At 42.5% G+C, this 23,046-nt stretch carries 15 protein-coding genes; 7 read left to right on the top strand and 8 right to left on the bottom strand.

Going from position 1 to position 23,046, the window contains the following annotated elements:
- Positions 1 to 33 precede the first annotated feature (33 nt).
- Entirely contained in the window at positions 34 to 4,479 is a 4,446-nt protein-coding gene (locus H0262_RS08430) for a UvrD-helicase domain-containing protein (RefSeq protein WP_181210441.1), read from the top strand.
- A gap of 76 nt (positions 4,480 to 4,555) precedes the next feature.
- Positions 4,556 to 6,751: an exodeoxyribonuclease V subunit alpha gene (gene recD, locus H0262_RS08425; RefSeq protein WP_181210440.1), complete on the top strand. Its 2,196-nt coding sequence runs from the start codon at positions 4,556 to 4,558 to the stop codon at positions 6,749 to 6,751.
- Positions 6,752 to 6,869: 118 nt separating this feature from the next.
- Here recD and H0262_RS08420 read toward each other — a convergent pair whose 3' ends face one another.
- Positions 6,870 to 7,433, bottom strand: a complete 564-nt coding sequence (locus H0262_RS08420; RefSeq protein WP_011513626.1) for a hypoxanthine-guanine phosphoribosyltransferase — start codon at positions 7,431 to 7,433, stop codon at positions 6,870 to 6,872.
- Between the two features lie 102 nt (positions 7,434 to 7,535).
- Positions 7,536 to 8,204, bottom strand: a complete 669-nt coding sequence (locus H0262_RS08415) for a hypothetical protein (RefSeq protein WP_133104339.1) — start codon at positions 8,202 to 8,204, stop codon at positions 7,536 to 7,538.
- Between the two features lie 308 nt (positions 8,205 to 8,512).
- Between H0262_RS08415 and H0262_RS08410 the strand changes: the two genes are divergently transcribed.
- The 3 genes from H0262_RS08410 (at position 8,513) to H0262_RS08400 (ending at position 11,671) form a co-directional block, all read left to right on the top strand.
- The gene (locus tag H0262_RS08410; protein WP_181210439.1) at positions 8,513 to 10,192 is read left to right on the top strand and encodes a carbon starvation protein A; all 1,680 of its coding nucleotides are present in this window, start codon (positions 8,513 to 8,515) and stop codon (positions 10,190 to 10,192) included.
- A gap of 123 nt (positions 10,193 to 10,315) precedes the next feature.
- Positions 10,316 to 10,609 (top strand): cory-CC-star protein, encoded by a 294-nt coding sequence (locus H0262_RS08405; RefSeq protein ID WP_011513629.1) that lies wholly within the window; start codon positions 10,316 to 10,318, stop codon positions 10,607 to 10,609.
- A gap of 33 nt (positions 10,610 to 10,642) precedes the next feature.
- Positions 10,643 to 11,671: an ArsA family ATPase gene (locus H0262_RS08400; protein ID WP_181210438.1), complete on the top strand. Its 1,029-nt coding sequence runs from the start codon at positions 10,643 to 10,645 to the stop codon at positions 11,669 to 11,671.
- Positions 11,672 to 11,712: 41 nt separating this feature from the next.
- Here H0262_RS08400 and H0262_RS08395 read toward each other — a convergent pair whose 3' ends face one another.
- Together H0262_RS08395 and H0262_RS08390 are read right to left on the bottom strand one after the other, a co-directional pair.
- The gene (locus H0262_RS08395) at positions 11,713 to 13,329 is read right to left on the bottom strand and encodes a DUF3482 domain-containing protein (RefSeq protein ID WP_181210437.1); all 1,617 of its coding nucleotides are present in this window, start codon (positions 13,327 to 13,329) and stop codon (positions 11,713 to 11,715) included.
- Positions 13,330 to 13,443: 114 nt separating this feature from the next.
- Entirely contained in the window at positions 13,444 to 14,850 is a 1,407-nt protein-coding gene (locus tag H0262_RS08390) for a DUF2868 domain-containing protein (protein WP_181210436.1), read from the bottom strand.
- Between the two features lie 482 nt (positions 14,851 to 15,332).
- On the opposite strand from H0262_RS08390, the gene H0262_RS08385 reads away from it, so the two are divergent.
- Together H0262_RS08385 and H0262_RS08380 are read left to right on the top strand one after the other, a co-directional pair.
- Positions 15,333 to 16,814 (top strand): nucleobase:cation symporter-2 family protein, encoded by a 1,482-nt coding sequence (locus H0262_RS08385; RefSeq protein ID WP_181210435.1) that lies wholly within the window; start codon positions 15,333 to 15,335, stop codon positions 16,812 to 16,814.
- A 256-nt stretch (positions 16,815 to 17,070) separates the two neighbouring features.
- A complete protein-coding gene (locus H0262_RS08380; RefSeq protein ID WP_181210434.1) occupies positions 17,071 to 17,862 on the top strand; it encodes an SDR family oxidoreductase in 792 nt (263 codons plus the stop codon).
- Between the two features lie 47 nt (positions 17,863 to 17,909).
- On the opposite strand, the gene H0262_RS08375 is transcribed toward H0262_RS08380, so the two are convergent.
- From H0262_RS08375 to H0262_RS08360, 4 genes are all read right to left on the bottom strand, one after another.
- Entirely contained in the window at positions 17,910 to 19,412 is a 1,503-nt protein-coding gene (locus H0262_RS08375) for a bifunctional 2-methylcitrate dehydratase/aconitate hydratase (RefSeq protein ID WP_181210433.1), read from the bottom strand.
- A 141-nt stretch (positions 19,413 to 19,553) separates the two neighbouring features.
- Positions 19,554 to 20,144 (bottom strand): GNAT family N-acetyltransferase, encoded by a 591-nt coding sequence (locus H0262_RS08370; RefSeq protein WP_011513636.1) that lies wholly within the window; start codon positions 20,142 to 20,144, stop codon positions 19,554 to 19,556.
- 83 nt (positions 20,145 to 20,227) lie between these two features.
- Positions 20,228 to 22,081, bottom strand: coding sequence for an ABC transporter ATP-binding protein (locus H0262_RS08365; RefSeq protein WP_181210432.1), 1,854 nt, complete (start codon positions 22,079 to 22,081; stop codon positions 20,228 to 20,230).
- A gap of 22 nt (positions 22,082 to 22,103) precedes the next feature.
- Entirely contained in the window at positions 22,104 to 23,042 is a 939-nt protein-coding gene (locus H0262_RS08360; RefSeq protein WP_181210431.1) for a 5'-nucleotidase, read from the bottom strand.
- Between the last annotated feature and the right edge of the window lie 4 nt (positions 23,043 to 23,046).

Raw genomic sequence — 23,046 nt, 5'->3', positions numbered from 1 at the left:
TCTAATAAATAATAATTAAAAGTATGCGCCCATATGACAGACTTTACCGACCCAGCTAATACCATTGACTTGTCTACACAACCGAATTTATTCGATGAATACTCAGATGAGCTGCCTTGTTTGTCTGCTATACCTGAACGTAAAGCCGATGTCATACCAGCAGTCGATGTTGACCTAACGGGCAAGCACCTAATTGAAGCTTCAGCTGGTACAGGCAAGACTTGGACACTCACAGGCATTATGCTACGACTGCTCATTGAAGCGCGCCGTGCGCCAGAGCAGATCATTGCCACTACCTTTACTCGAGCCGCTGCCGCTGAGATGCGTCAGCGCATTCATGATCGTTTGGTAGATTTTTATCAATTATTGCAGTGGGTCAATAGCCTGAGTGCTGAACCCAATAACAAGGATGCTTTATATCCTGATGTACTACAGGTAATGCCTGAAAGTAATAAGGATAAACAAGCAGGTAAAGGTTCAAGCGTTGATTCAAATGCTGGGACAGGGACGGATGAGTTCAATCAAGACATTGCTGCTGATAAGCAAGCAGCGGCTGAGAAACGTAAACAAGTAAAAAAAGATCGTGAAAACTGGCTAGTTAATCAGGCTAAATATGCACGCTTAGACGCCGTTATGGACGATCCCATTAATCTGCATTTGACTGGGTTTTTACTTGATCATGTCCACAGCTATCCAATGGCGGAGGCCATTCGACGTACTGCGCTAGTACTAACCACGTTGGATAAGCTGTTTGTAGGTACACTCGACAGTTTGGCGCAAAAGTGGTTGATTGAATACAGTAGTGAGACCGGTCATCAGCAAGGTATGGCCATTATTGAAGACAGTAGTATTGAGCAGGTTACTGACAGTATTATTCATGATGAGCTGCGGCAGTTCCAAAGCAGACTGTATCACGAGCAGCCTAAGCTATATGCGCTGATGGATCAGCAAGGCAAGCTGACTGCGGTTAGCGATCATAAAAAATATGTGACTCGTTCGCTTAACTTTATTTCAGCGCCGATTGATGACGTTGTAGTAAAGAGTTTTTCTTTTGAGGGCTATGAGCGGCTTATAAATACTATCATTGAGCGCAGCGATGAGCTTGATGTTTTTTTTAAGCCTGATGGCGAGTATTATGAAGTTCCGAAAGGTCAATTATTAAACAACAGAGACTCTTGGCCAAAAATCATCCAAACATTAGAAGATTCTGGCCCAACTGCTTATAAGTCTATATCAGACTCCAAAACTTATACAGGAAAGTTGATTGAGGCTTTTCAGAAAACGGATGATATAGGCAAGCAGTTCTATAAGCCAAAAGATGGTGAAAGAGTTAATTTAATATTTAACGAGTTGCAGGTCGTTCGTGATTTTAAACGGTATATCGAAGAAAGTAGAAAGCTAGATGAGTATGTCACGGCTATCTTAGCCAACCTTAATCGCTATATCGTGCTTGCTGTGCGTAATAGGCTGCCAGTCATTTTGGAAGAGCGTGGCGAGACGACCTTTAGTTTGCAAATGGTACGCTTAAACCAAGCATTGACTGGCCGCCAAGGAGATAAGCTGGCGCGTTATATTCGTCATCATTATCCTGTGGCATTGATTGACGAGTCGCAAGATATTAATGGCGAGCAAGCCATTATGATTGAAAGCATCTATTTGCCAAAGAATAAACGTAAGCAGTCGGACAGTGACAAGCAATCAACCACTAATAAAACCAGTCATGAGTTTCTGTTATTAGTGGGTGATCCAAAGCAGGCTATTTACGGGTTTCGTGGCGGTGATGTGGCCAACTACAACTATATGAAAGCCCAGTTTGAGAAAAGTAGCCTTTGGACGCTCGATATTAACCGTCGATCAAATGCTGGTGTGATTGATGCACTAAATTGCTGGTTTGGCATGCCAACGGAAACGGCTGCTGAGAATAAATTAGCACAGCTAGGTAGCAGTATTTATTATCAGCATATCAAAGCTTCTAAACCAGAAAACCAGCTGTCTTGGTTTAATGAGCCAACTACTCAAAACAGTGCTTTAGTGACAGAAGTGCTTTCTGCTCAACCAGTGAGCTTGTTGCATCTACCTTATGATAAAGATAAAGAGCTTGAGTATGATGAGTTTGAAATCACCGCGCGTCATATTGCGACCTTGCTCAGTAGTAATCAGACCTTAAAAGGCAAACCGATTCAGCCTAGTGATATCGGTGTGCTGGCACGTACCAAAAAAGACTTAAAACGGGTTGAGGATGAGCTGGTTAAGCTTAATGTACCGACCTTGACTACTAGTGATGTCAGTATCTTTGAAACCATCATGGCAGAAGATGTGGCGGCGCTGCTGAGTGCCATGCTATACCCATATCGTCATGACATGATCAATCGGGTGCTGACTAGCCATCTGTATGGCCTGAGTATCAAAGAAGTCAAAGCTATGATGACTGACCATGAGTCAGGAGTGACAGAGGGTAGTTATTTAAGTAGCGCTAGTACGAAAGCAGTTAATAATAAAAAAAGCTATCAAGATTTTATTACCTACCTAAAACAAGCGGCTCAAAACTGGCAGCACTTTGGTGTTTTGTCAGCATTACATTACTTATTAGATAAAAACCCTGTGCAGCCGCAAGGCGTTTGGCAAGCTCTGGCAACTCATCCAGAAGGCGATCGTCACATCATGGATTTGCGTCATATGATGGATGTCTTGGCGCAGTATGGTATCGGCATGGGTGAGCACGAACTATTGGCGTGGTTTAGACAAAATATAGATGCTGCTCCTAGCAGTGATTGGGCTAAGCAATACCCGCTACCGACAGAGTCTGGCGTGCAGCTTATGACCATCCACAAGTCCAAAGGGCTTGAGTTTCCCATTGTCTATGTATTGGGTATGGGCGATGCTAGTCGGAAGGCGGGCAATAATGAAAATTTTGGGCTGTATCTATACAACGCCCAGCAAGCTCCGTCGATTTTAATGCAGCAATCGGCAGAGAATCAATCAACAGGCAACCAGCGCCGCTTCTCACCCGTAAGAGGCTCTGCCACCACAGAAGATTGTTATACCGAAATCGAGACGAAAGAAGGCTTTGATGAGCTGCGACGGCTTGGCTATGTGGCATTTACGCGTGCCAGCGAGCAGCTTTATATAGTGTTGAAACAGGCCTATAGAAATACCGATTGTGACTTAAGACCAGTTTGCTATTGGTTTGACTCCGAGGAGGCTAAATTTGAACTACCTGATAGGCTCAAAGGCAACATAGGCATAATTAGAGGGCATAATGTCAATGATTTCTATAACAATGACAGTAATGGTGCTAATGCATTGGGCTTAGCAGGTAACGCAACGCTTGCCACTGCTAAATCTACAACTGAGACTATTGAGTACGCGCCTTTTGCAGAAGTTATAAAAACCAATTATTTTTATGGTTGGGCCAAGACCAGTTTTACGGCTTTAGCCCGTCAGCTAGATGAATCTACGCAGGCGCTGGCTGTGGTAGATGAACGTATGGATGATGCAATAGTCATTGATATGACAGAGTCGGGAGTATCGTCGAGTAATAGTGATTTTTTTAAACCAGTCAGTGAGTTGAGCCTCAAATCAGAGGATGATATCCGTTTTACTTTTGTCAAAGGCGCCAATGCTGGTACGTTTTTGCATGAAATATTTGAAAAAATCGATTTCAATAATAAATCACAGTGGTCTCAGGTGATTGATAGGGCCGTTAGTAGTTATCAGCTGCCTTTGGTTTATAGTAGTGCTGAACAGCAAAGTCGACTATTACAAGCAAAGAATAAAGAAAATGGTCGTATACCTGACTTAGATTCAATAGATGCTACACAGCATGAGGCATTACTTAACTGGATTGAAGAGGTGCTACAGGCGCCGTTATTAGCGTCCAATCAACCGTTATGCTCTATTGATGCAAGTCAACGGTTTGCTGAATTAGAGTTTAATATGGGGCTGTCAGAGCGTTTTAAGGCGCAAGATATTAATAGCTTATTTCAGCAGTATCTCCCGAATGAGGCGGACAAGCATGTCAATCTTATTCCACAAAACAAAGCGCATTTGTATCGTTATCTGCGGGGTGAAATCGACTTGGTATATGAGCATGCTGGCAAGTATTACGTTGTCGATTACAAAAGTAATTTTTTAGGAAATAGCCTAAGCGATTATGACGAAAGCACACTCAAACAAGCAATGTCAAAGGCAGGATATTGGTTACAGGCCGCGATTTATCAAGTCGCGTTACATCGTTTCCTTGCAATGAGAATTAGTGATTATGCAGGTAATGAAGATAAGTATCTTGGCGCTGTTGAGTATGTCTTTCTACGGGGCGTGTATGATTCAAATTCTCAAATAACTGCTGATCTATTGCAAGATGTTAAAGAGGCTGATAATAGACACTCAATGCCCAACGACCGCTATGGATTAGTCACGTGGGATATTCCAATTGAGTTCATTAAGGCCCTAGATGCGTTGTTTGGCCTGCCAGATTAGTGGGCCGTAAATAGCGAATTAAATAAGAAACAACCATGATAGCGATTAACTGGATAAAAATAGAGACAAGCATACTATGAGTAATAATAACAATAAGAGCAGAGCGGGCGTTAGCTTACAAGAAAGCTGGGCTAGTAACATCAGTGATTATATATTGCTGCGCCGTCAGCAAACGCACTTAGCGTATAACGTCACTGAGGCAAAGGCTAATGCTGATAGTAAGCAAATCGATAAGACGGAACAAAATGGCTTATTTACTGCTTTATTCGTTATGTTGGCCACTCATTTAGAAGAGGGACATACTGTACTCACCATTGAGGAAACTGAGCATGAAGTGCCGCTTAGCGGTCAAATCAATGGCGAGCTAATCACCCTATATGCCTGGCAGCAGCAACTATTAGAGATGCTAGCAACGCCAATTCTAGCACTGATTGACATTCAAACAGTTACTCAGCAAGAGGATGATTCTACAGCTGAGTTATCATTATTTATCCTGCTAGGCATCATGTTTGGTAAGCGAGCTCAGCTATGGGCGCAGCTGGCACTCACCAATCGTGAAAAAGAGATACTCAGCAAACGCTTTGATGCGGTTGCTGCACTTTATCAGATAGTGAAAAACACGAATCTAAATTCCTTCATTCAGCCCATTCATGAGCATACTTTGTTCGCTGACGCTAATTCTAACGTGAATAATAAAAATAGCCTAAGCAAGAATAATCAACCTATTGTGTATCAGCATATTAATAAACCAGAAGCTGATACACAAAATATTAAGATCACTTTTTGGTTACATCGAGCTTGGCAAGCAGAATTCAACTTAGCACAGCACATCAATACTATTTTGAACCAACAGATAACCCCTTTAGAGATAGCGATACCGGAAAACCTACATGAGCAGCAGGTAATGGCTATTAATGTCGCTAATAACAATGCCTTTAGCATTATTACTGGTGGTCCCGGTACAGGGAAGACCTATACGGTTGCTCAGTTAGTAATTGCTCTGCAACAAGCTGCAGAGAGTGGGGGTGATGAGCATGGAAAAATTCGGTTCAGTACGGACAGTGCCAGCCTAGCCTTAGCAGCACCGACTGGTAAGGCTGCCCAGCGAATGCAAGAGTCTTTGCAAGCGGCTCTAGATGGAGCGAATGTGGGGCTACAACTGCAAGAAGCCAAGACCATTCATCGCTTATTAGGCATTGGTCGAACAGGTAGACCTCGTTACAATGCAAATAATCCACTCGGCGAAGATATTATCATTGTCGATGAGGCGTCTATGTTGGGGGTGGAACTGGCTAATTACCTTGTGAGTGCGGTGAAACCAGGCGCAAGGCTTATATTGTTAGGAGATGCGAACCAGTTAGCCGCAGTAGATGCTGGGGCAGTATTGGCTGACTTATGCCGCATTCCATTGCTACAACCTATACATGCAAAGCTAACAGAGAGTCGCCGATTTAGCGCAGACTCAGGGATTGGCAAGCTTGCCAATCAAATTAATAAGACAGAGGCAGATACTCAAGCTATTTGGCAGTTGTTAAGACAGGACAAGGCACTGAGTTTTCAATATGTAAATACGTTGCAAACAGAGACAGTTATAGATAATAAGATACAAAATAGCCTAAGCAATTATAAAATTATTTCAAACCTCACTCTAAATTATCATCAATACCTGAATAAAGTTGAATCACTGCTAAAAAATCCGATAGAAAAATCCATGCCAGAATCAGTAAAAAGTACAATTACCTCATTAATGCAAACGTTTAATCAATTTAGAGTCTTGAGTGCTGGTCATAATGGCGAGTGGGGTGATCACTACATTAATAACCATATCACTCAATGGCATCTTACTGAACTAAAGCTACCGCTAGGTCAAAATACATGGTTTCATGGTCGTCCCGTTATGGTTTTACAAAACAACTATGAGCTGGGACTGTTTAATGGTGATATCGGTTTTTGCTTGCAAACAGGAGATGAAAGAAGCCGACTTGAGGTGTTCTTTGAGAATAAAGCACAGGGAATTGCTGTCAATCTGCTAAATGAAGACGTTATAGCCACAGCATATGCAATGACCATTCATAAATCGCAGGGGTCTGAGTTTGATCATGTGGCCATTACTTTTGATAATAGTCATGCAAGGCTTTTGAGCAAGGAGCTTATTTATACGGCGGTAACCCGCGCTAAAAAACAGGTGTCTATACATAGTACAAAACATGCTTTCGAAAAAGCAGTTCAGACACCGACTGAGCGCCATACGGGTTTAGCATTGCAGTTTTAGTTAGTATTTATCGCATGTATTATCAAAAAACACTCAAATACATATACTTATCAATAAGCAATAAAAAAGCACCCATTGGATGCTTTTTTACTATGCTATCAAGTCAATCAAAAACTGATTAAATCTTGTCTTCTTTAATAGCGTAGATACCAGGCAGATGACGTAAGTAACCATGGAAGTCCATACCACAGCCATAGACATAGCGATCTGCAACATTAATACCAACGAAATCAACATCGAAACCTTTAACTTTACGATCATGCTCTTTATTAAGGAGAACACATGATTCAATCGATAAAGGTTTTTCCTTGCTCAATTCTTCAACCACTGCTTTTAAGGTGATGCCTTCATCAAAAATATCATCGATCAATAAGACATGCTCGCCTTCAATGTTAACATCAGGCTTAAATTTCCAATCAAGCTCATTGGTTCCTTCGTTATCACGATAACGCGATGCATGGATATAATGCATACGATGATAAAAAGTAAGGTGAGTCAGTAATTGACCGGCTGGGATAAGCCCGCCATTCATAACGACCATAACAATCGGATTTAGACCAGCATAGTGCAGATTAAGCTGTGCAGCTAAACGCTCATAAGCGGCAGCAACTTCTATACTGCTGATTAGGCATTCTGAGTTACGTAATGTTTTTTCAATTTCTTGATTGCTGATTTGGGTCATCGGACGTGCCTTTGGTAAAAAGTGCCGCTTATTTTAGCAAATTTTAGTGAATATGCCCAATGCCAACTGGCTTTTGAGGCAAAATTAATCAAATATTGACACTTATTCTGGCTTTTCTACGATAAAAGGGCGGTAATAGTTCGCCAAGCGATTCAATGAGCTGTCTGGCAAATCAGGTAACAACTTATTAAGTGCCATATTCATGCCTTTATCGATAGCTGCTTTGGCAACAGGTACAGATTTGCGTTTAATCATACCCAATTTTAAGGTTTCAGCAAAACGGCTAATAAAGTGAGTTAAAGTTTCTTCGTTCATGGTTTCAAGTGCGGTTTTAAATGTCTTGGTATCCACATGTTCAGGAGTAATGGCTGCAAAACCTTTTTGAATGATGGCAGTATGTTGTTCTGTGAGCTTAAAACCCACCCGTTTTAGACCGTCATTATCGATAAAGGTTGCTCGATCTCTTAGAAAATGGAAGCTTGGCAATACTTCTTCGTTATTTTCTTTACCCAGCAAAATATTAAGCAAGGTATCGGTCGCACGTTCAACAGTGACAACCACTTTACGCATGGAAGCTTGGCGTTCAGGATTTGGGATAATGTCAACCAGACCAACCAATAAATTATCAATAAGATCACGCGCAGTCTGATGTGTTAAAGCATCGCGATATGGGTAGTATGGTACTTCCTCATTCGATGCAACGATTTGCTCAGCTTCAACGATTAATGCTTTTAATTTATCTGAAGGTACAAATCCAAAATAATGCGCCATTGTGCTTCCTTTATTTGTTGTTTTCGAGGTTTAACTAGCGTTACATTCTTTGTTAAATCGGTTAGTATTTAAATGGGTTGCCAACCAAAGATTCACCATATCATATACTGACTGATGACGTCTGCTAACTATAAAGTTCAGCCGTATTAATGGATAATGATATGACAAAATTTCTATCAACTGCTTAATTGCGTATGGTCAGGTGCTCTGAGTCACCTGCCGAAGACTAATTTAACATATTTTTTATATTCTAAATTAAAAAGCTTGAACTTATAAGGCTACCCATTACTTGTCTAAGGAGAGATAAGATGAATAGTGCAATCGTGCTATTGTTTGCTGTTGCCGCTATGCTTTGCGGCTATCTGTTTTACTCAAAATTTATCGCCACTAAAATTTTGGCATTGGATAATAGTATCCCCACGCCAGCGCATGCCATGAAGGATGGGGTAGATTATATTCCCACTAATAAATATGTGTTGTGGGGACACCATTTTACTTCAGTCGCAGGGGCAGCACCGATTATTGGTCCTGCCATTGCGGTTATTTGGGGCTGGGTACCTGCTATCATTTGGGTGGTATTAGGTACTATTTTTATGGCGGGTGTCCACGACATGTCTGCCATTTGGGCTAGTATGCGCAATCGAGGTCAATCGATTGGCTCGATTGCCGGTACCGTCATGGGTACACGTGTACGTAGCTTGATGATGATCGTTATCTTCTTATTATTACTCATGGTAAATGCGGTATTTGGTGTCGCTATTGCTAATATGATGATAAAAACCCCATCCGCTGTGCTGCCAGTTTGGGGCGCTTTGATAGTCGCCTTTATCATCGGTCAGTGTATTTATCGCTATAAGATGAATCTGGTTTGGGTATCAATCATTGGGGTTACGGCTTTATATGGGCTTATCTATCTTGGTCCTATGTTCCCCATTGTGTTACCTGAGACATTCTTAGGCTTACCTGACAATGCTGTTTGGATTATTATTTTGTTTGTCTATGCGGCAATCGCGTCTTTGTTACCAGTCTGGATGCTGTTGCAGCCGCGCGATTACATCAATGGCTTGCAGTTATTTGTCGGTCTGATTTTATTATATGCCGCCATCTTTATTGCGACTCCTAATATTGTCGCGCCAGCGATCAACACAGCATTGCCAATCGGTACACCATCTATGTTGCCTTTATTATTTGTGACCATTGCTTGTGGTGCAATCTCAGGCTTTCATGGTTTGGTAGCGACGGGTACGACGTCTAAGCAAATTGATAAAGAAGAAGATGTACGATTCGTCGGTTACTTCGGCGCCATGGGTGAGGGCATGCTAGCACTTGGTGCGATACTCGCGGCAACAGCAGGCTTTGCAACCCTTGGCGACTGGCAAGCCGTTTATCAAAAATTTGGCGATGGCTCTATTGGTGCCTTTATTGATGGCGGTGCGACTATCTTGAATGCTGGCGTCGGCATTGATATGGTTTTATCGCAGACGATGCTAACGGTAATGGCAGCCTTGTTCGCTGGTACCACGATGGATACTGGGGTACGTCTGCAACGTTATATCTTCCAAGAATTTGGTGAGATTTATAAACTACCTGTCCTAAATAAAAGTGTGGTGGCCACATTGCTTGCCGTTGGTAGCTGCTTGTTATTAGCATTCGGTGCTGGTGGCATCGATGGTGCTGGCGGTATGATTATTTGGCCGTTATTTGGCACGACAAATCAGCTCATGGCAGCATTAACCTTGATGATTGTAACCGTTATCTTGTTACGTAAAGGCAGACCAGTATGGTATACCTTAGGACCATTGTCGTTCTTACTGGTCATGACGGTATTTGCGTTATTGATTCAGCTAAAAACCTTTTTCAATGACGGTAACTGGTTACTTATTATTATGGATATCATTATCTTGATAGCCACAATCTTAGTGACGTTTGAGAGTTTATCAGTACTCCGTAAAGAATGGTCGATACACAGAGGCAAAAGTAATCTCTAAGCCATGTTGAATCCCTAGTTAAATACTTACTGAATTACGATAAAAACGCTAGCAGCAATTGCTGGCGTTTTTTGTCTCATATAGGCATGATAGATAATAAGCATACGCAAAATAAGGGTCATTATGGAAAAGGCAGATATCACAAAACCTATAAAAAATATTGAGCCATGGTGGCAACGGTTTGCGGCTGGGTTAAATGAGTTTTATCATGCGCCGTATCGCCAGACAATGGCACGCGCCGCGCGTGATGAAGAAGATTTTTTCATGCTACTCATGTTTGCGGAAAGCTTAGGCATCGATAATCCTGCTAGCTTTTATACATTAGAGTTGCAGCCATTGTTTTTAGAAAATTTCCATGAATGGCATACACGCATGGGCATGGATAGATGTCCCTTTGATCATGTTGGTTGTTGTTAGTTTCCTTTGAATTAATTAAAACGAGATAAAAGTATGGCATTACATCCATTGCCTGCATTGGTAGAGCAATTAATGACACAGCCGATTATATTTATCGGCGGCAAGGGCGGAGTAGGTAAGACTACCACTGCCGCTGCACTTGCCAGCTATTATGCCAATCAAGGTAAAAAGACGCTGATTGTCTCAACTGATCCGGCACATAGCTTGGGCGATGTGTTAAACGTCCCGCTAAAAAATCAAAAAACAGTCGTAACCCCTTATTTGGATGCTATTGAACTAAACCCTGATATCATCGTCGATGAGCATTTTGCCCAAGTTGAACGCACCATTACCTCTTATGCCAATCCAGATATGATGCCAAAAATTCGCGAGCATCTACGGCTATCAAAATCAGCACCTGGTGCACAAGAAGCCGCGATGCTCGAATCTATGTGTCACCATCTAGTCGAAGCAGCAGATGCTGGCTATGAGCACGTCATTTTTGATACCGCACCGACGGGACATACACTGCGTTTATTAGTGCTGCCTGAGATGATGGGGGCATGGACGGATGGATTGCTCGCGCAGCAGCGAAGGCAGGCAAAACTGCGCTCAGTGGCAAATCATTTAGGCAGTCACAATCAAAAGAGCAATCAAAAAGACGTCGATAATGATGTGCCAAATCCATTTGCTGCAAAAAAATCTGACCGCTGGGAGCAAGCGGTATCCATACTGGAAAAACGCAAACAGCTGTTTCGTCGGGCAGGGTTGCTGCTTCATGACCGTACACAAACCGCCATTGTATTAGTGATGACGGCTGACGTATTACCACTGGCTGAAACAAAGCGAGCGATAGAGCAGTTAGAAGACAGTAAGCTTATGCCAGCCGCAATCGTTATTAATCAGTTGATAGCACCGACCCAGTCCGATACGTTTTGGCGTCGTCGTGCTGAGCGCCAGCAACAATTAATGCAGGATATTGAAAAGAATTTTTCCAAATATCCGCTATACCCAATATATCTGCAACAAACGGACGTACGCGGTACTGATGCCTTAAGTGCATTAGTAAGCCCAGCATCATAAAGCCCGTCAGTAAGAGATATTATCTTTAACATGTTTATGCATTATGGCTGACCCTGATACGACGACAGCTTACTTGCCAGCGACCATGCCATATCTGCGCGTAATAACTGCGCCTGCTCAGACTTGCCACTACTGAGTGATGACCACTGCGGTTTGCCACGAGATTTTTTTAGCTCACTGGGCAGTTTGTGCGTTGCCCATGGCGTTATAGCATTATTATTCCCAGCGTCAGTATCGCCAATTGACGCCTCACCCTTATATATCAGCTGCGTAGCATCTGTTGCTGCATGCCCACGGTGACGTAGCGCAGTGAGCAAATCTATCGCCCGAGTAGCTAGCAGGGTCAATGTTGCAGGGTCGATATATAACCGCTTAACCCCTGATATTTTATCGGCGATACTGCCAGTATTGGATAGCAATCCACCTGCGATGCCACCGATGGCAGCACCCAACCCCAAGGTTGTACCAAGAGCAGCCGCATCAATACCCAATCCTAGTAACGCGCCAGCCGCAGCGCCTGATGTGGTGCGAATGCCATAACTTTTGAGAAGCTCGGGGTCGAACGGGTCTTGCTGATAGGCCTGTAGCTCAAGTGGCGTTGCCGCTACATCATTGTCATAAAATTTATATAAACTCAGCAAATTATGCTGCATTGCGCGTTCGCTCTGTCTAACCGCTTCTTGCATTTGCTGTAATACTGGCATGGGATCATCATCTTCGCCAATCTCTCGTACAAATGCTGCGACGTTTAACAAGAAATCTGCAATGATAATATTGGCTTCATCATATAACTGTGCCCAGTTTTCAGTGCGGCGCGCCATTAACTGCTCAAGCATTTCAGAATGGGTAAGCATAGTCGCAAGATTCTGCCATAAACGCATCTCATCGTTAAATTTAAATGCAACTGAATCAAAGCGCGTCGAGATATGTAAGTTACGTCTTGCCAGCATAGTCTGCCAATCATCAATATTGGCAACCTGAGCATCAGTGAAATTAAATACCGGCATAACAGGAATCGCGGCCCAAGATAAAATAGCCAGCTCATCTCTATATTTACCGAGTACCGGCTCACGTGCATCGACGACATAGATGGCCATATCACTTGCTAACAGCTGACGAATCACTTTGGCTTCTTGGCTATAGTCCTCATTGCTACTTAGCGCATCACTACTTTGAGCAATATCAGATGCCAAAAACTGTTGCAGGCGCTCAATACCATCACGGCGACTGGCGGTATTATCCTCAAGCCAATCCATCAGCCCTGATGCGTCCTCCAAACCTGGCGTGTCATATAGAGCCACCAATATTTCACCCGTTTGACTATCCGTCAGTTGGGCGCGCTCTACATGACGGGTAGTTGCGGCTTCATTTTTTACTTCACCGAAGTAAACGTCACGCAATAGAGTACGTAATATAGAAGTCTTACCCGTATTGGTATGACCAACGACCGCAAGCTTTAATGCCTCACCACTAGCGATGGTTTTTTTAGCTTCCCTGTAGCTAGTTTCTGGTTCAATTGATGACTGTGGGGCTAATCCAGACGATGATGCTTGAGGATTTACCTCATACGCTTTATCAGCAAAAAGCCCTGCAGGCTTATCAGTTTTTTGCAGACTGTTCTGCGTATTATTTCCCTGATTATTATTGTCATTATTCATAATAGAATCTTATATTGATTGGTGGTATCCAAAAACATCATAGCCATTTTTTGTAGAACAAATTGTTCTATATTTCGGTATGAGTTCAATAATCCATCGTCTAAAAAAAGATTTTCAGTTATTAATCAAACCGATTTTTCGAGCAGATAGGGCAGTTTGCCATTGCTGATAACGAACATGTTGTTTTTCTAAATTCGAGTCTGAACCAGTATTTAAAACATCATTGCCCGTATTATGGTGCTCTGTCAGACTCAGGCTATTGTCCTCTAACAGTTGTACAATCAGTCCATATTTGGCGTGATTGGCGATCTGATCAAGTTTACGCAAGGTACCACGGTCAGGCAGCGCTTTAAAATGAATACCAAGCAATACCTGTACCGGATTTGCATCTAGGTAAGCCTTTAGCCGTGCCATATCTTCACGGTCATCAAGAATACCAAAATTCTCAATATCAGTCGTATCAGTAATGCTTGTATCGAAACCCGACTGCCACCATTGGTTTTGCTCCGCTGGATACTCTAATAGCGCAACCAGTTTTTTGCCCGCACTGACTTGGGCTTTTGGGACGATAGGCGCGGGGGCTTCTTTAAAGTCATCAGCATCCACCACATGACGCTGCCAAAAATTCAAAATCTTTTGATAATAAGGCAGCTTGATATCCAAACGCATCTTTTTACGACGGAACATCAAGGCACAAAATGCCCAAGCAATCGCGCGTGGGACAATCCCATACATCAGTAAACTACCAACCAACAAGCCTGCCCATTGCCGTGCGACAGACAAAGGCATAGCATCAGTCACTAATCGGCTCTGTACGATAGCCGTACTGTCCGGAACATCGAATCCAACCATACTTGGTAACCATCCAAGTACTTGCGTCAAGGTAATTAGCGCCTGATCTGACAGCAGCGTTGACTCCCAGCTAAAGCTGTATTGACGCACAATCAACAGAAAAATAATCGCAAGCAGCATACCAGTCAGTGTGGCAAGCCATAACTGATGACTAAATCTGCCTAAATACCAACGCATACCGCTGTGTTGCAGCTGCCGCTCATATAAATTCACCGCTGCCTGAGTTACATCATCTTTACCACGTATCAAATAACTGGGACTGACAAAGCTGGCAAACCAATTTGAAGACTGCTTGCCTTGACTAATAAGCGTCATGACTAGCCAGCCCAGAAGCATAAGACTATGAAAACCCAATAAGCATACCAAGACGTAAAAGAAGTTCACCACATTGGTCTGCAATAAGGTAAATAATCCCAAAAATCCTGAGAGACACCAAATCACGCTCATGACAACCATGATGCCTTTGATGCGACCATCAATCTTACCAAGCACGCCTGCCAGCGCGGCATTGCTGTCTATTCGTGACGCTCGTCGATGCAGTTTTTGCAGTGGCGAACCTTCTTCATTTTGCAGCTTTTCAGTAATGAGTAGCGGGTCAGTGGCAAAGACATGCTGCTGCGTCTCAAGAGTACGTACCAGCTCAGTCAATTGGTCTTGGGGCGATAGCATGGTCTGATGTCCGTATAATCAATGGTGAAATGAAATATCAAAATGTGTTGAAAATTATAATCATAAAAGCGTATGTGTTGATGCAATTATTACTTTATTTCTGAAGGTTATAGATGTCAATTTTAACGATATTTATGTTGCTAACAAAAAACCTGACCATATGGTCAATAATAACTGGCAGTTATTATAAATAAGCGGTATGCTAAAAACACATTAGAATCCTGATTTAAATGTTTTATCAAATATTCATCCCTATTCTAATGTCAAATTCAGATTATACACAGCGATATCTGCCGCTATAAACAAAAGTGGCGTTATAGCTGACCAATAATAAAGATTGATGAATAAAAGGGCGATTCGCCTTTTTAGCAATGATAGGTAGAGTATTTGGTTTTATAACAATCTTGAGTCCCATTCTAGGAGTTGTCGAAGAACAAGCCTAGAACATATCAACAACAGAACACGAAGGACGGCTATTTAATATGGATATTAAATCTACTTCTCAATCGGCAGTTGCCCGCCCAGAAGATGAAAACTTGGGTATTGGTGCCAATATTGCTTATGGTTTTCAACACGTACTGACCATGTACGGTGGTATTATTGCGGTTCCATTAATTGTGGGACAGGCAGCTGGATTATTACCCGCTGAAATTGGCTTGTTAATTGCCGCCTCATTATTTATCGGTGGTCTTGCGACTTTATTACAAACGATTGGTGTGCCATTCTTTGGCTGTCAGCTGCCACTCGTACAAGGTGTATCGTTTGCGAGTGTGGCAACCGTGGTTGCGATTGTGACAACGGGGGGCGGACTACCTTCTGTGTTTGGTGCTGTCATTGCCGCCTCTGCTTTGGGCTTTTTGATCACGCCTATTTTCTCCCAAATTATCAAATTCTTCCCGCCATTAGTGACTGGCACCGTCATTACTACTATTGGTTTGACCTTGATGCCAGTCGCTGCCCGCTGGGCAATGGGCGGCAACAGCAACTTACCTACCTTTGGTAGTATGACCAATATTGGTCTTGCTGGCTTCACGCTAGCGATGGTGTTATTACTAAGCAAGCTTGGTAATGCTGCGATCAGTCGCCTATCGATTCTATTAGCGATGGTCATTGGTACTTTTGCTGCTTGGGCATTAGGCTTGGTTGATTTCTCTGGTATTACGACAGGCTCTATTTTTGCTTTCCCATCACCGTTCCATTTTGGTATGCCGACTTTTGAGATTGCTGCAATTATCTCTATGTTTATCGTGGTATTGGTTATTTTGGTTGAAACGTCAGCAGATATTTTGGCGGTTGGTGATATCATTGAGACAGATATCGATTCAAAACGTTTGGGTAATGGACTACGAGCTGATATGGCAGCCAGTATGATTGCCCCTATATTTGGCTCATTTACTCAAAGTGCTTTCGCACAAAACGTAGGTCTAGTTGCCGTAACGGGTGTTAAAAGCCGTTTTGTAGTCGCTTACGCCGGTATTATTTTGGTTGTTTTGGGCTTGATGCCGATTATGGGTCGTGTTATCGCTACCGTTCCTACCGCCGTACTTGGCGGCGCCGGTATCGTATTGTTTGGTACGGTTGCAGCCAGTGGTATTCGCACGCTTGCGCAGGTCAGCTATACCAATAATATGAATCTAATCATCGTTGCGACCTCCATCGGTTTTGGTATGCTACCGATTGCAGCGCCAGCGTTTTATGATCAATTTCCAAACTGGTTTGCCACGATTTTCCATTCAGGTATCAGCTCTGCTGCCATCATGGCCATTGCCCTAAACTTGTTGTTTAACCACTTAAAAATAGGTAATTCAGACCAACAGTCCGTATTTGTTGCTGGTACAGAAGACCGTTCGGTACGTCCTGTAGTGATGATTGATCTATATGAAGGTGATTATTTTACTGAAGGTAAATTGTTTGATTGCGACGGTAAAGAGATACCTATATCAAAAGAACCAGCGCATCACTAGAAGCTAAAATCAGAGGCTAGAAAAAGCTAGACAATTGAAAGCAAACGTATAAAAAGCTGCCTGTTATGGCAGCTTTTTTTGTGTATATCCTATTTTATCAAAATAATAAGGCTGCAAAAATTTATTAAATGATCAGCGTTCAAGATAAGTGACACATTCCCCCTATGGTAAATAGGTTTACATTGAATCAATATAGTAGAAGTAGTTTTAATATTGCGTTATAACCCCTATAAATACTCACAAGGATGAACGCCTTATGAATACTAAAAATTATTTTATCATCGGTGGTACAGGCGGTATCGGTAAAGCCATGGTTGAACAATTGGTACAAACTGCCGCCAATGAACACGCCAGCACCCTTACGAATAACGATATGCACACCGATACTGACATCCGTGTTTTTGCCACATACCATAAAAGCGTGCCTAATTTTGAAGCAGAAAATCTGTATTGGGTAGCAATGGATATCTGTGACGAGCAAAGTATCAAACAAGCAGCTGATACGATCAAGCAGCAAACCACACATATAGATTGGGTGATTAACTGTGCTGGATTGCTGCATACCAAAATGCATCAGCCAGAAAAATCACTACAACAGATTGAAAGTGAGTTTTTTTTACAGAATATGCAGGTTAATGCTTTGGCAAGCTTGCTCATTGCCAAGCACATCAAACCGCTATTGGCGAAAGCTGAACGAAGCGCAGACAAACCGGCGATTTTTGCGACGATATCGGCAAGGGTAGGTAGTATCAGTGACAATCAACTCGGCGGGTGGTACAGCTACCGCATGAGTAAGGCGGCGCTTAATATGGGTATGAAAAACCTGAGTATTGAATGGAGTCGCTCTCTTAAAGACGTCTGCGTGGTAGTAATGCAGCCAGGCACTGTCAACACCCAGCTATCAGCTCCGTTTCAAGGCAACGTAGCTGACGGGCAGCTATTTTCGCCAGCCTATAGTGCTGAATGCTTGCTTGAGGTACTCAGTAAGATGGGTGCTGCCCAATCAGGGAGTTTTGTGGATTGGGCAGGGGAATCTATACCGTGGTAGGTTTTAGAATGAGCCTTATTTCATTAGAAATTGACGAGTTAAGGCGATCAATAGGCGACAAATAAATCCATAAATTCGTTTACTGGTGTCTGCTCTAAACGCTGTTGGTCGCTACACAATGCAAAAATCTCTGTACAGCGACTGTCGATAAACCGTGTCGCAAGACTGGCACGGAACTTTGCCTCCAATATCGGCAAACCTTCAGTACGGCGGCGTTTATGACCGATAGGGTATTCAATCGCTACCTTATCGGTACTACTGCCATCTTTAAAAAACACCTGAATGGCATTGGCAATCGAGCGCTTGCTTGGATCATGATAGTCTTTTGAATAACCAGCATCTTCTTCAACGACCATCTTATGACGCAGACCATCAATCAAAATATGATGCTCGGCATGATAATCATCTTCATAGTTTTCAGCCATCAAATCACCGGTGAGTAAAGCCACTGCAACCATATATTGCAAACAATGATCGCGATCAGCAGGATTGGCCAGCGTCCCTTCCTTTGAGATGATCCGAATAGCAGACTCATGAGTCGTTAAGATGATTTTTTCAATCTCTTCCATGCGGTCATCGATACGTGGATGCAAGATAACGGCCGCCTCACAAGCAGTTTGCGCATGGAACTCGGCAGGGAAGCTTATCTTAAATAAGACATTCTCCATCACATAGCTGCCAAACTCGCGCTGGAAGGTAAAGCACCGCTCGTTTTCAGGCTTAAGCGCCAAATCCTTATTAGTATGACTAAAGAGCACATCATAAAAGCCCCATTGCGGCGCTGTCAATGCAGAGGGAATGCCCATCTCGCCGCGGCGCGTGATATCGACCAAACGTACGGCGCGACTGGTCGCATCCCCCGCCGCCCATGATTTGCGACTACCAGCATTAGGTGCATGACGATAGGTACGTAGCGCTTGACCATCGACGATAGCTTGAGAGATGGCAGCCATGATACGCTCATGTGGCAGTTTATAAAGTTTGGCAACAACAGCGGTCGATGCTAACTTCACTAAAAATACATGATCAAGACCCACACGATTAAAGGAATTGTCTAATGCTAACACCCCTTGAATCTCGTGCGCCATAATCATGGCTTCTAGCACTTCTTTCATAATAAGAGGTGCATGCCCCTGACTGACGTTTTGCTGGCTGATATAATCTGCTACTGCCAAAATCGCCCCTAAATTGTCAGAGGGGTGACCCCATTCGGCAGCGAGCCATGTATCATTATAATCAAGCCAGCGCACGATACAACCAATGTCAAAGGCAGCTTTAATAGGGTCTAAGCGATAGGAGGTGCCGGGGACACGCGCGCCATTAGGAGTAATTTGATCGGCGCAATCAGGACCTAAATGCTTGGTACATTCAGGGAAACGTAATGCCAGTAGTCCGCAGCCAAGCGTATCCATCAGGCAGTAGCGAGCGGTATTCCAAGCATCAGCGCTATTGGGTGAGTCGTTATCTATAGAGTAATTGAGTACATAATCGGCGATTTTTTCAATCTCGCTATCATACTCCGGTCGTACATTGCTTTCCACAGTAGACATAATCGTTACCTCTTCCTTGAGTCAGATATATAAGTGACTTATCAATCCTATTGCGAATCAATAAACCTGCTATCAAAAATAGCATACTCACAATCGAACCACAGTGAAGTAGTGTAAGACCTGCCTTGAGTGGAAAAATCTTTAGACCATCAAATACAGCAAACCAATAATAAACAACACTGCTAATATCAATAGCAAAAAGCTAAGAATACTGCTTGTCGTACCTGAGCTTTCTCTTTTTACTTTTACCTTTTTAATAATAGGTAGCACCATAATGACATGCTCAATACCGTCTTCAAGATAATGCTCGCCTTCAGGGATAAACCCAAGAGATTGGTAAAAGTTTAGTAGATAAGTCTGGGCTGAGATGATGATAGGTTTTTTACCGTATTTTTTACGACAATATTTGATAGCCTCTAGCATCATTTGACGGGCGACACCATCACCGCGATGTGCTGCTAAAACCAACACTCTACCAATCGATGGGATAGGACCTGATGGGGTTACGGCAGATTTTTTGGTATTAAAAACAGGCGGGATGATACGGCAATAGCCAATCAGCTGCTCGTTTTGGTGCGCGACCAGATGTAAGCAATCAAAATCGACCTCATCCATGTCTTGATAAGGGCAATTTTGCTCAACCACAAACACTTGCGAGCGCGCTTTTAAAATATGATACAGATCAACGGAGGTTAATTCATCAAAGGTTTTTATCGAAATTTCACAAGTCATAATCACACAGCTTCTAACGATTTAAAGGATAATCAAAAATAGGATGCAGCAAAGAGTGAGCATTATAACGATTTCGTACCGCATTAACTATTCAAGGTTTGACTGATTTTATCTAAGTTCAGGCTATCTGACATGGCACTGAATATTTCAAAATACTTGCCGCCTTTATGGTAGAGATCTTCATGGGTGCCGGTCTCGACCACGCGCCCATCTTCTATCACTACCAAGTCATCGGCATCAATGATTTGGGCAATATTGTGTGAGACCATAATCACGGTTCGGTCTTTTTTTATCAGGTCCAGGCTTTTCTTTACTTGCTGACTGGCTATCGCGTCTAAGCTAGCAGTAGGCTCATCCAAAAACACAATAGGCGGATCCTTTAAGAACATCCTTGCCAGCGCAATACGTTGCTGCTGTCCACCTGATAGAGATTTTGCGGTACTCTCATAGCCTTTGGATAACGACATGATTTGCTCATGAATAGAGGCTTTTTTTGCTGCAATCACAATATCATCGTCACTAGCACTCATATCACCATAACGGATATTTTCGCCAATCGTACCCGAAAATATATGATTGCTTTGTAGTACCAACCCGATATTTTGACGCAACTCATGAGTATCACAGTCGGCTAAATTATGCCCATCTAAATATATTGTGCCGCTATCTGGCGCGTAAAATTTTACCAATAGGCTAATAATCGTACTCTTGCCAGCACCGCTTAAGCCCACCAGCGCAGTAATTCGATTGGGTTTGATGGTAAAGCTGACATCTTTTAGCGCTTGTGTGCCATTGGGATAAGTAAAATAAACGTTTTTAAGTTCAATGAGACCTTTTAAATCTTTACTGCTCCTGCCAGTGATGTTTTCAACTTGGCTTTCATCTTCTAAAATCTCAAAAAATCCTTCGGCATAGGTCAAGGCATTGTTGATTTGGTCATAAATACGATGTAATTGACGGATAGGAGCGGCGACGTTTTGAAACAGCATGACATGGAATAAAATCATGCCGATGGTCATTTGGCCTTTTAATACAAAGTAGGCGGTCAGTAAAATAATCACCACCACGCCGATTTGCTCAATAAAGGTCTTTACTGCATCATAAATAAAACCAATGCTACGAATACGCAGCTGATTATCGGTCATGTCTTTTTGAATCTGTAAATGCTTCTCCGCCTCGATAGACTCGCGGACAAACGATTTTACCACGCTGATAGAATTAATCAGCGAGATAACCATCCCGCTTTTGGCTTCTCTAAAGCCGCGCATTTGACGACGAAAACCTTGCAACCGCCTCGCTTGTTTTTGGCTGATAAAAAAGTAAATCGGGATGATAATCAGACCAACCAAGCCTATCCAAAAATTGGTCGAAAACATGATAATGAGTGAGACGATCGCACTGGCAAACAGCGGTAGCATATCGATAAAGAAGTTTTGCACCAAGCTTGTAAGACTACTAACGCCATAATCAATACGAGTTTGCAATTTTCCGCTGTCGTTTTCACTACTGGTATAAAATGCCATACGATAGGTCAAGATGCGCTCAATGATTTTTTGGGACAAGTCACGAGACAAGTTGATACGAATTTTTTCACCAAAGAAGCGCTGTCCAAAAGAGATAAATATCGACAATATCTCTTTGGTCAAGAGCACCGCACTGATAATGGTCAGCATGCGCACGCCAGCTTCCCATGGCTCGGCAAGGGTAGCGATTTCGGTCAAGGTATCAACGGCATAGCGCAACACAAAGGCATTAACTTGCGCGGTAAAGGAGCCAAGCACCGTTAAGATTAGCGTGGCGATAATCAGTGTTTTGTAAGGTGCGGCAAATACGGCAAGCTTTTTTAGAATATCCCACAGCAACGCCCGCCGCTCTTTTTTTTCGACTGGAGGTTTCTTGTCTAACTGTACGCGGCGGGGTTGGGGAGATGTTGGCATGTATTTTTATAAATATTAATAATTAGTTTTCATTATGTACTACTTTATTAGCGACTCCAAAAGGAATATGGACTGAAGGTAAAATACTAGCAGATTTCAAATGCAGTTTTTGATCATCAAAGAAAATATGTGGTTTTAATATCTCAAGCACCTTAGATTTTTCAACTCCTCCCATAAAAAATGCCTCATTAGCAAGAATATCCCATTCTCTCATAGTATTAATTGCACGCTTATGTGAAGGCGCGTTTCTTGCTGTGACGATAGAAACTCTCAAAACTGGTTCATAATTAGGGTTTTTAAGTTTGTAAGTAGTCTCAAGTTTTTGAATATAAGAAATGCGATCGAGAAAATTTTTTAAAGGGCCTGGATTATGAGCTATATCTACTTTAGAGCACTCGTGAGAGTGAAAATCACCTAATTCATTAGACTTCTTATAAACGGTTTCTGCTTCATCGTCTATAAGCACACCGTCAAAGTCGAAAGCAATCCTTAATTGCATGTCCTCAATATCATCAGAAATATTACCATGCAAGATTTGACCTGCTGGAAACCCTGCATCTACTGCTTGCTTGACATCTCCTTCATTGGCAGATAAAAATAACTCAATATCAAATGCTGGGATATATTTATGAGCTGATTGACCTTGCAAGAAAACAGCTCGTGTAATTGACAGCTCATAGTGCTCGATAGAGTTCATAACTCTCAATCCTGTGTCAGGATCGTTACGAGATAACAGTATTACTTCAACTAGAGGTTCATCTGAAATTTCATTTAACTTTAATAGTCTTCTAATGAATGGATAGGCAACGCCTGTAACAAGAGGAATATCTTGGTTTTCACGTTGATGATCCCTATATGCTTGCTCGCCTTGCACCCTAAATACCTTGTCTGAATCATCTAAGTCAAACAAAGCACTCGAAGACAATCCAATTACTAACCTTTCTGTAAGGTCGTATGCCATTATA

This window comes from Psychrobacter sp. D2 (assembly GCF_013608135.1).
GTDB classification, from domain to species: Bacteria; Pseudomonadota; Gammaproteobacteria; order Pseudomonadales; family Moraxellaceae; genus Psychrobacter; species Psychrobacter cryohalolentis.
Note: the sequence above shows the minus strand (reverse complement) of the source record. Positions and strands in the feature narration are given on the sequence as shown.

What these genes read in the sequence shown, in the direction of transcription:
- H0262_RS08420 (WP_011513626.1), bottom strand. Translation starts at nt 7,433, where the DNA reads ATGACCCAAATCAGCAATCAAGAAATTGAAAAAACATTACGTAACTCA.
- H0262_RS08360 (WP_181210431.1), bottom strand. Translation starts at nt 23,042, where the DNA reads ATGGCATACGACCTTACAGAAAGGTTAGTAATTGGATTGTCTTCGAGT.
- H0262_RS08410 (WP_181210439.1), top strand. Translation starts at nt 8,513, where the DNA reads ATGAATAGTGCAATCGTGCTATTGTTTGCTGTTGCCGCTATGCTTTGC.
- H0262_RS08430 (WP_181210441.1), top strand. Translation starts at nt 34, where the DNA reads ATGACAGACTTTACCGACCCAGCTAATACCATTGACTTGTCTACACAA.
- H0262_RS08415 (WP_133104339.1), bottom strand. Translation starts at nt 8,204, where the DNA reads ATGGCGCATTATTTTGGATTTGTACCTTCAGATAAATTAAAAGCATTA.
- H0262_RS08365 (WP_181210432.1), bottom strand. Translation starts at nt 22,081, where the DNA reads ATGCCAACATCTCCCCAACCCCGCCGCGTACAGTTAGACAAGAAACCT.
- H0262_RS08390 (WP_181210436.1), bottom strand. Translation starts at nt 14,850, where the DNA reads ATGCTATCGCCCCAAGACCAATTGACTGAGCTGGTACGTACTCTTGAG.
- H0262_RS08405 (WP_011513629.1), top strand. Translation starts at nt 10,316, where the DNA reads ATGGAAAAGGCAGATATCACAAAACCTATAAAAAATATTGAGCCATGG.
- H0262_RS08375 (WP_181210433.1), bottom strand. Translation starts at nt 19,412, where the DNA reads ATGTCTACTGTGGAAAGCAATGTACGACCGGAGTATGATAGCGAGATT.
- H0262_RS08370 (WP_011513636.1), bottom strand. Translation starts at nt 20,144, where the DNA reads ATGACTTGTGAAATTTCGATAAAAACCTTTGATGAATTAACCTCCGTT.
- H0262_RS08395 (WP_181210437.1), bottom strand. Translation starts at nt 13,329, where the DNA reads ATGAATAATGACAATAATAATCAGGGAAATAATACGCAGAACAGTCTG.
- recD (WP_181210440.1), top strand. Translation starts at nt 4,556, where the DNA reads ATGAGTAATAATAACAATAAGAGCAGAGCGGGCGTTAGCTTACAAGAA.
- H0262_RS08385 (WP_181210435.1), top strand. Translation starts at nt 15,333, where the DNA reads ATGGATATTAAATCTACTTCTCAATCGGCAGTTGCCCGCCCAGAAGAT.
- H0262_RS08380 (WP_181210434.1), top strand. Translation starts at nt 17,071, where the DNA reads ATGAATACTAAAAATTATTTTATCATCGGTGGTACAGGCGGTATCGGT.
- H0262_RS08400 (WP_181210438.1), top strand. Translation starts at nt 10,643, where the DNA reads ATGGCATTACATCCATTGCCTGCATTGGTAGAGCAATTAATGACACAG.